General features: G+C 71.0%; 7 protein-coding genes and 1 pseudogene. 2 read left to right on the forward strand and 6 right to left on the reverse strand.

Annotation, left to right across the window (positions count from 1 at the left end):
- Positions 1-474, forward strand: a 474-nt coding sequence (locus ABD54_RS23495) for a DUF3866 family protein (protein ID WP_235432170.1), incomplete at its 5' end; no start/stop codon positions are given.
- Positions 475-723: 249 nt separating this feature from the next.
- On the opposite strand, the pseudogene ABD54_RS23500 reads toward ABD54_RS23495, so the two are convergent.
- The 6 genes and pseudogenes from ABD54_RS23500 to ABD54_RS23525 all read right to left on the reverse strand — a co-directional run.
- A pseudogene (locus tag ABD54_RS23500) lies at positions 724-1,419 on the reverse strand (methionyl-tRNA formyltransferase); the annotation flags it as partial.
- A gap of 205 nt (positions 1,420-1,624) precedes the next feature.
- The gene (locus ABD54_RS23505; RefSeq protein ID WP_047871712.1) at positions 1,625-2,728 is read right to left on the reverse strand and encodes an FKBP-type peptidyl-prolyl cis-trans isomerase; all 1,104 of its coding nucleotides are present in this window, start codon (positions 2,726-2,728) and stop codon (positions 1,625-1,627) included.
- 152 nt (positions 2,729-2,880) lie between these two features.
- A complete protein-coding gene (pafA, locus tag ABD54_RS23510; protein WP_047871713.1) occupies positions 2,881-4,239 on the reverse strand; it encodes a Pup--protein ligase in 1,359 nt (452 codons plus the stop codon).
- A gap of 114 nt (positions 4,240-4,353) precedes the next feature.
- Positions 4,354-5,115 carry a proteasome subunit alpha gene (prcA, locus tag ABD54_RS23515; RefSeq protein ID WP_047871714.1) on the reverse strand — a complete coding sequence of 254 codons (762 nt, stop codon included), beginning with the start codon at positions 5,113-5,115 and terminating at the stop codon, positions 4,354-4,356.
- Positions 5,116-5,167: 52 nt separating this feature from the next.
- Complete coding sequence (gene prcB / locus ABD54_RS23520) at positions 5,168-6,010, reverse strand: proteasome subunit beta (RefSeq protein WP_047871715.1); 843 nt, start codon at positions 6,008-6,010, stop codon at positions 5,168-5,170.
- A 166-nt stretch (positions 6,011-6,176) separates the two neighbouring features.
- Positions 6,177-6,380 (reverse strand): ubiquitin-like protein Pup, encoded by a 204-nt coding sequence (locus ABD54_RS23525; RefSeq protein ID WP_013152531.1) that lies wholly within the window; start codon positions 6,378-6,380, stop codon positions 6,177-6,179.
- Positions 6,381-7,111: 731 nt separating this feature from the next.
- Here ABD54_RS23525 and ABD54_RS23530 point away from each other — a divergent pair.
- Positions 7,112-8,257, forward strand: a complete 1,146-nt coding sequence (locus ABD54_RS23530) for a S1 family peptidase (protein WP_047871716.1) — start codon at positions 7,112-7,114, stop codon at positions 8,255-8,257.
- The last annotated feature ends 860 nt before the right edge of the window (positions 8,258-9,117 follow it).

Here is a 9,117-nt window from a genome sequence, read left to right on the forward strand (position 1 = left end):
CACACCCTGGTTGAGGTGGGTGTGGAGGGGCTGGAGGAGGCGGTGCGGGCGCTTCCGGTGAAGGTGTCGACGATGGGCCGGGGCCTGGAGGAGGACCGCGCGGCCTTCCCGGTGAACGCGGCGGCGGTGCTGGGCGGGCGTCCGGTGGCGTCGCTGCGGGTGAGCGAGGCCGACGCGCGCGAGCGGCACCGGGGGGTGTCGCACCACAGCCTGACCGCCTACGGAAGGGTGGCGCTGGCGCGGGCGGAGGTGGTGGTGCCGCTGCTGCCGGGGGTGTTCGGCGAGCGCGTGCGTGTGCAGGCCGGGGCCCTGGGCGAACGGCACACCCTGGTTGAGGTGGGTGTGGAGGGGCTGGAGGAGGCGGTGCGGGCGCTTCCGGTGAAGGTGTCGACGATGGGCCGGGGCCTGGAGGAGGACCGCGCGGCCTTCCTGAGCGCCGCGGCGGCGGGCCGCCGCGCGGCCGCCCTGCTGTAGGCGCGGGCGAAGGGCGGCGCAGGCGGATCGTCCACAGACTCAGGAACGGTCTGGTTCGGTCCGGGGCCGGGCTTCTAGCCTGAACAAAGGGGGGCGCTCACGCCCCGCCCGCTCCGTGCTGCCCGCCCTTGGGCCGCTACACCCCAGGGCTGCGGGTTCCGGACTCCGACGCGTCCCGCCCACAACCGCGGGTTCCGGGCTCCGGCCGCGGGCTCCGGCCTGCCTCGCGCCTCAGCGCTGGTCGGCTTGACCGGGCTCACCCGCCGTGATCCCGGACGCGGTGTGCGTACCGTCTCCCGACTGCGCCTCGAGGTCGAGGTGGCCGTCACTGGGGCGCCGACGCGGCCACACCGACGCGTGTCCGCTCTGCGGCCGCCGGGGCGCCGTGCCCTCCAACAGCCCCTCCACGTGGCGCACGAGCAGTTCCGCCTGGAGGAGCCCCACCCGTTCGTACAGACCGGCGGCGGTGGCGTCCGGGGCCACGTCGAACCAGGCCTGGTCGACGATGTCGCCGCTGTGCTCCTCACCTTCGATGTGGAAGAGGGTGACGGCGCTGGAGCGCATGTCGCGCAGGATGGTCCACGGGATGGGCGCCCGGCCCCGGCCGACGGGCAGCGGCGCCGGGTGCAGTCCGACCCCGCCCAACGACAGGGAGGACAGGACCTCCTCGGGGACGTCTCCCGACCAGCCAGCGACGACCATCAGGTCGATGCCGTGGTCGGTGAGGGCCCGGCGCGCCTCGGGCGAGCCGAGGGCGGCGCGCAGGTGCGGCAGACCGAGCCGGCTAGCGAGGGTTCCGTAGTCGTGGTAGCCGGAGCAGTGGGCCAGCTCGGCCGGGTGGGACACCACCAGGCCGGGCGGGAAGCCTCGGGCGCACAGCTCCTCCAGCGCCGGGACCCCGAGGCCCAGCCCGGAGACGTAGCAGTAGCGCCGAAGGTCTGACATGAGCTTCCCCCTCGCCCGTCCACCGATGGATTCGACTCTACGCACCGGTCGGGGAAGGGCGGTGGAGCGCTCCCGCCCGGGCGTGTCCGCCCGGGCGGGAGCGCCCCTGACGCGCGGACGCCCCCGCGGGTGTCCTCCCCGCGGGGGCGTCCGGGTGTCGGCTGTCCGGGTGCGCGCGCTGCGCGCCCGGGACGCGCCGGGCCGGCTACTCCCCGCCCTCCTCGGGCGCGGGGGACTCCTCCGGTGCGGCCTCCTCGCCTCCGGCGCCCTCGCCCTCGGCGGGTTCGGGGGGCGGCGGGTTGTCGTATGCGCCCAGGATGTCGATGACGAAGACCAGCGTCCCGGCGGGGGCTCCCCCGGACTCCTCCTCGGTCTGGCCGTAGGCCATGTCGCCGGGCACGACCAGCATCAGGCGGCTGCCGACCGGCTGGCCGACGATGCCCTCGTCCCAGCCCTCGATGACCGAACCAGCGCCGATCGTGGTGTCGAAGGGGTCGCCGCCGCGGCTCCAGGTGGAGTCGAACACCGGGTGGTCGCCGTTCTCGTCGGCCTCCCAGCGCACACCGCTGTACTGGACGATGACCTGCTGGCCCTCCTCGACCTCGGCTCCGTCGCCCTCGACGAGCGGCACGATCTCCAGGTCCTCGGGGGGATCGGTGTCGGGGACCTCGATGGTGGGCTCGCTGTGGCCCTCCTGGGTCACCGTGGGCAGGCCGTCGCCGCCGTCGGTGACCTGCTCGCCCTCCACGACGGAACCCTTGTTGAAGCGGTCCATCAGATCGATGACCAGGACGCTCGCGCCCTCCTGGACGGGCTGTCCAGACATCTCGGCCTGCTGGCGTTCCTGCTCGGTCAGGGGCGGGAAGACGTACACGGCGCGGCTGCCGACCGGCCGGCTGACCAGGACGTCGCTGATCTCCTCGGGCATCTGCTCCATGCGGATCAGGTCCGGGGCGCCGGTCTCGTAGCTGGACTGCCCCTCGACGGGTGCGCCCTCGCCGGGTGCGGTCCACTGGAACTGGACGACGTTGGCGATCAGGAGGTCGTCGGCGCGCACCAGCTCGTTCTCGCCCGGGCCCTCGTCGACGACGCCCGAGAGCTGCTCGGTCGGGGGCTCCTCGTCGGGGAAGGCGACCTCCGGTTCCTCACCGACCTCGCCGGTGACTTCGGGAAGCCGCGGGTCGAGCTGGTCCTCCCCCATACGCATGAAGGCGGGAGTACGCCACTCTTCGGGGATGTTTCCGCAGCTTGAGACCGCCAGGGCGATCGCGGTCAGCGGCACCGCGAGGGCGGCAGCACGTCGGTGCATGGGTCACAACCTCTGATTTCCGGCTTGGGACAGAGTCACACTACCGAAAAGAAGGGCCGTAACCACCCCCTGGAACACCACGAGCGCCGGAGCCCCGACGCGGACGGCCTTCGGCCGCCGGACGGGGCTCCGGGAGCAGGGGACCGGAAGTCCTACATACCGGCGATGAGCTTCTCCACCCGCTCGTCCACCGACTTGAAGGGGTCCTTGCACAGCACCGTGCGCTGGGCCTGGTCGTTGAGCTTGAGGTGGACCCAGTCCACCGTGAAGTCGCGGCGCTGCTCCTGGGCTCGCCGGATGAACTCGCCGCGCAGCCGGGCCCGCGTGGTCTGCGGCGGCACCGACTTGGCCTCGAAGATCTTGAGGTCGCCGACCACCCGCTCCATCTGACCGCGGCTCTGGAGCAGGTAGAACAGACCCCGGTCGCGGTGGATGTCGTGGTAGGTCAGGTCGAGCTGGGCCACCCGCGGCGAGGACAGGGACAGGTCGTGCTTGTCGCGGTAGCGCTCCAGCAGCAGGTACTTGGCCACCCAGTCGATCTCGCGGGAGACGGTCTCCAGGTTCTGGGTCTCGACCGCCTCCAGGGTGCGCTGCCACAGTTCCAGGACGCGCTTGCCGGTGGCGTCGGTGCCGTGCCGGTCGACGTAGCTCTGCACCTTGTCCAGGTACTCGCGCTGGATCTCCAGCGCGCTGGCCTCGCGCCCGTTGGCCAGGCGCACCTTGCGACGGCCGGTCATGTCGTGGCTGACCTCGCGGATGGCCCGGATCGGGTTCTCCAGCGTGTAGTCGCGCATGACCACCCCGGCCTCGATCATGCGCAGCACCAGGTCGGTGGAGCCCAGCTTGAGCAGGGTGGTGGTCTCACTCATGTTGGAGTCGCCGACGATGACGTGCAGGCGCCGGAAGCGCTCGGCGTCCGCGTGCGGCTCGTCGCGGGTGTTGATGATGGGGCGCGAGCGGGTGGTGGCCGAGGATACGCCCTCCCAGATGTGCTCGGCGCGCTGGCTGACGCAGAACAGGGCGCCCCGCGGGGTCTGGAGCACCTTTCCGGCGCCGCAGACGATCTGGCGGGTGACCAGGAAGGGGATGAGCACGTCGGCCAGGCGTCCGAACTCCCCGTGCCGTCCCACGAGGTAGTTCTCGTGGCAGCCGTAGGAGTTGCCCGCCGAATCGGTGTTGTTCTTGAACAGGTAGATGTCCCCGGCGATGCCCTCCTCGTGCAGGCGCTGCTCGGCGTCGACCTGCAGCCCCTCCAGGATGCGCTCACCGGCCTTGTCGTGGGCCACCAGGTCCACGAGGCTGTCGCACTCGGGGGTGGCGTACTCGGGGTGGCTGCCCACGTCCAGGTACAGGCGGGCGCCGTTGCGCAGGAACACGTTGCTGCTGCGCCCCCAGGAGACCACCCTGCGGAAGAGGTAGCGGGCGACCTCGTCCGGGGACAGCCGCCGCTGTCCACGGAAGGTGCACGTGACCCCGTACTCGTTCTCCAGCCCGAAGATCCGTCGTTCCACGCGGCCTCACCAACTTCCCGTCACCGGGGTGCGGACGACGGGGCCGCGCCGTCCACACCCGCCCGGCCGGTGCGCCGCCTCGGGGGCGCCGCACCGTGAATCATCGTTTCCAGGTCACTCGTCGGTCCCGCCCGTGGTGGCGCTCCCGGTGGTTCCGGTGCTCGCGGTGCCGCCTCCGGCCGCCCTGCCCTCCTCGATGAGGTCGGTCAGGCGCTGGCCGTGGATGCGGCGGAACTTGCGGTGCTCCCTGGACCGCTCCAGGACCGCGACCTCCAGGTTGGTGGCCTCCAGTTCGCGCTCCTCGCCGTTCTCCCTGGCCAGGGCGTGGGTGGCCGCGTTGAGGGCGGCGCTGAGGGGGGCGTCGGCGGCGAAGCGGTCCTTGAGCACGCCGGAGACGTGCTCGGAGGAGCCGCCCACGGCCACGAAGCCCTGCTCGTCGACGATGGAGCCGTCGAAGGTGATGCGGTAGATCTCGTCGTCGGCGGAGGTGTCGCCGACCTCGGCGACGACGATCTCCACCTCCCAGGGCTTGAGGCTCTCGCTGAACACGGTGCCCAGGGTCTGGGCATAGATGTTGGCGAGCTGGCGCCCGCTGACGTCGCGGCGGTCGTACTGGTACCCGCGCACGTCGGCGAAGCGCACGCCCATCAGGCGCAGGTTCTCGAACTCGGGGTAGCGGCCGACGGCGGCGAAGCCGATCCGGTCGTAGAGCTCGCTGATCTTGTGCAGGGTGCGGGACATGTTGTCCGCCACCAGGAGGATCCCGCCCTCGTACTGCAGGACGACGGCGCTGCGGCCGCGCGCGATGCCCTTGCGCGCGTAGTCCGCCTTGTCCTTCATCTGCTGTTCGGGGGCGACGTAGAACGGCATCGACACCGCGGATCGTTTCCTTACCTAGTCGGGAGATCTGGTGTGGGACGGGGCCGGTTCAGCCCAGAGTGGCCGTGGGGCCGTCGGGGTCGGCCGCGCGTCCCTGGACCACCTCGGTCGCCAGGCGGGCCACCTCCTCGGTGGGCAGGCGGCGGTGGCCGTCCTCGGTGACGACGTCGACGAGGGGGAAGATCTTGCGGTGCAGGTCGGGGCCGCCGGTGGCGGAGTCGTCGTCGGCGGCGTCGTAGAGGGCCTCCAGGGCGACCTTGGCGGCGCCGGTCTGGTCGAGGTCCTCGCGGTAGAGCTTCTTGAGCGCGCCCTTGGCGAAGACCGATCCGGAGCCGATGGAGTGGTAGCGCTGCTCCTCGTAGCGGCCGCCGGTGGCGTCGTAGCTGAACACGCGGCCCTGGCCGCTGTTCTCGTCGTAGCCGACAAGCAGCGGGACGACGACGAAGCCCTGCATGGCCAGGCCGAGGTTGCCGCGCACCATCTGCGCGAGCTTGTTGGCCTTACCCTCCAGGGAGAGCGAGCGGCCCTCCATCTTCTCGTAGTGCTCCAGCTCGACCTGGTAGAGGCGGGCCAGCTCGATGCCGAACCCGGCCGAACCCGCGATGGCCACGGCGGAGTACTCGTCGGTGCGGAAGACCTTCTCCATGTCGCGGTTGGCGATGACGTTGCCCTGAGTGGCCCGGCGATCGCCCGCCAGGAGCACGCCGCCGGGGAAGGTCAGTGCGACGATGGTCGTGGCGTCGGGGGTGAGGTGCTCGGTCCCGCCGCCCGGGGGCAGCTTGTGTCCGGGCAGCATCTCGGGGCGGACCGAACTGAGAAACTCGGTGAAGGACGAGGTTCCCGCACTCATGAAAGCGGCGGGCAACCGTCCGCCCTCGAACCCTTCGAACACGCGACTCCCTCCACGCGCGCCCCACCCCGGTATGGGGGCGGGTGGGGCGCCTGTTGTCCTTGTTGTCTGCGGTGGCTGCGCGCCGACCGTTGGAACTGACCCTAGTGCTGTGCGCGGCGGGGCTGGCGGCGCTGGAGTGCGCTGTCAGCGAACCGCCGTGGGGAGGCTACTGGCCGCCCTTCTGCACGAACTGTCGGACGAAGTCCTCGGCGTTGCTCTCCAACACGTCGTCGATCTCGTCGAGGATGTCGTCGACGTCCTCGTCCAGTTGGTCCTTGCGCTCCTGAACGTCCGCCGAGGCCTCGGTCTCCTCGACCTCCTCGTCGCGGCGCGAGGCGTGCTTCTGGCCGCCCGTGTCCTTCGTCGCCATAGCCTGTTACCTCCCGTTCGGGCTCCCCGTTCGGGGCTCTTGCCCTTATCTTGGCCCAACACCGGGCGCCTCAACCCCCTTCCCGGGGCCCGATACTCGCTAGTTACCTCGGGTAGTCCCGTGTGCGCGCGCACGCGCTCGTACGCGTGTGCGCCGTGCCCCGGGCGTGTCACGGCCGCCTCAGCGCGGTATCGGCGGGGCCGCCGGGCCCGCCCTCCACGCGCCCCGCGGGAACCCGCACCGCATCCTTCGCGGTGGACCGCCACAGGTACCCCTGTTCGGTCCGCGCACGGAAGTTACCCACGGGTCACAGCCCTGACCTTCGGGGTTACTCCTACGTGTCCGAATGGTCACGGATGGCACCCGGTTCCGATGGCCGCATCCGGCCACGGACCACCCCTTGCCAACACCGCGCTTCCGTGTATCGGAAGCGATACCGGCGGAAAAGCACAAGGTCAGACACACCATCACCATGCGTCACATATTGCGATTAATTCGATCATCCGATGACCCGATCACCCCTGGAAAGGTGGACCCCCGCATCCGCTCTTCCGCTATCCAGGTTGCGCACTTATGGTGTGTGTTCGCTTACCGAGTGTCCTGGTGACAGGGTCCTCGGTAGGCGCACCGTGGGGTCGGGCCCCCTGCACGGCCCCACCGGAGTCCGACGTCCTCGCCGGCGGGCGTCGGGCCCCGAACCCCCGTCAGTTCCCCGAGGAGAGTAGGGATCTATGCGACCCTCCCCCGCTATCTCCGCTATCGGCACCGGCGCACTCGCGTTCGGTCTGGCGTTCTCCGTGACGCCGGGCGCCAGTGCGGCGACCGTACCGGCCGAGCCAGCGAGCGAGGCCCAGACGATGATGGAAGCGCTGCAGAGAGACCTCGGCCTCACCCCGCTCGGGGCCGAGGAGCTGCTCTCGGCGCAGGAAGAGGCGATCGAGACCGACGCCGAGGCCGCCGAGGCCGCGGGAGCGTCCTACGGCGGCTCCCTGTTCGACACCGAGACCCTCCAGCTCACCGTGCTGGTGACCGACTCCTCGGCCGTCGAGGCGGTCGAGGCCACCGGCGCCGAGGCCGCCGTGGTCTCACACGGCTCCGAGGGCCTGGCCGAGATCGTCCAGGCGCTCGACGAGACCGGCGGCCGGGAAGGGGTCGTCGGCTGGTACCCGGACGTGGAGAAGGACACCGTCGTGGTCCAGGTCTCCGAGGGCGCCAGCGCCGACGGCCTCATCGAGGACGCGGGCGTGGAACCCTCCGCCGTCCAGGTGGAGGAGACCGATGAGACGCCGCGCCTGTTCGCCGACATCGTCGGCGGAGAGGCGTACTACATGGGCGGCGGACGCTGCTCGGTCGGGTTCGCCGTGACCGACGGCTCCGGCGCGGGCGGCTTCGTGACGGCGGGCCACTGCGGCACCGTCGGCACCGGCGCCGAGAGCTCCGACGGCAGCGGCTCGGGAACGTTCCAGGAGTCCGTCTTCCCGGGCAGCGACGGCGCCTTCGTCGCGGCCACCTCCAACTGGAACGTGACCAACCTGGTCAGCCGGTACGACTCCGGCAGCCCCCAGGCCGTGTCGGGTTCCAGCCAGGCCCCGGCCGGTTCGGCGGTGTGCCGCTCCGGCTCCACCACCGGCTGGCACTGCGGAACCATCGAGGCCCGCGGCCAGACGGTGAGCTACCCGCAGGGCACGGTCCAGGACCTGACCCGGACGGACGTGTGCGCCGAGCCCGGTGACTCCGGCGGCTCGTTCATCTCCGGCTCGCAGGCCCAGGGCGTCACCTCCGGCGGCTCCGGCGACTGCTCCGTCGGCGGCACGACCTACTACCAGGAGGTCACTCCCCTGCTGAGTAGCTGGGGGCTGTCCCTGGTGACCGGCTAGCGCTCCGGTAGCGCCCACGGCGCCCCCGTCCACGGCAGTGGGCGGGGGCGCCTTTCGTCATGGGGCGCCTGGCGCTGGCGCGCCCGTTCTCCGCTTCCCCGTGCCCGTTCTCCGCTTCTCTGCGCGCGTCCGCAGTCGCCCTCTTCCCGTATCCGCGCGAGCCCCCGGGCCGCGCGCCGGAGAGCTCCGCCCCGGCTTTCGCGAGCACGCGCGAGGGCGCTCGCGCTGCCGCGACGGCGCCGCGCTCCGAGGGCGCACTCGTAAAGCCTCAGACGTCCCGCAAGCCCCTCGCGTGTCCGGGTCCGGCCACGGGCGCGTCCGCTCCGCCCCGGGCCGGCACCCGCCGAAGAGGCCTCCTACGGCCGCCCCTGACCTTTGGAGTTACACCCCTGTAGCCGCGGTGTTACGGATGGCACCCGGTACCGGCGTCCGCATCCGGCCACGAAGCACTCCTTGACGCGACCGCTCCACTTCGCTCCGTCACCGGACGAACGCGAGGATCGCGAGGTCGCACGCAGAGCGACTACGCGTAGCCATCGTGAAACGAAGGGTGATGGGACAATCCCTTGTCCTTCTGAATGAATACACACCACACGGGTCTTTGCAGCGTCAAAGTGTGCACTTATGTTGGTGATCGTTTACCGGACGTCTCGGTGAATTTCGGGAAACGGACCAACTTCGTCTCCCGAAAGGGGCTTTCCGCTCCTACAGGAACGCAGAGCCCCGAATCCCCCGTCTATCCCCCTTGGAGAGTAGGGACCCCCATGAGACCCTCCAGCATCATCTCCGCCGTGGGCACAGGAGCCCTGGCCTTCGGTATGGCACTGGCCATGGCCCCCGGAGCCCTCGCGGCCCCGGCC

Origin of the sequence: Nocardiopsis sp. RV163 (genome assembly GCF_001029525.1) — a bacterium.
GTDB lineage: Bacteria > Actinomycetota > Actinomycetes > Streptosporangiales > Streptosporangiaceae > Nocardiopsis > Nocardiopsis dassonvillei.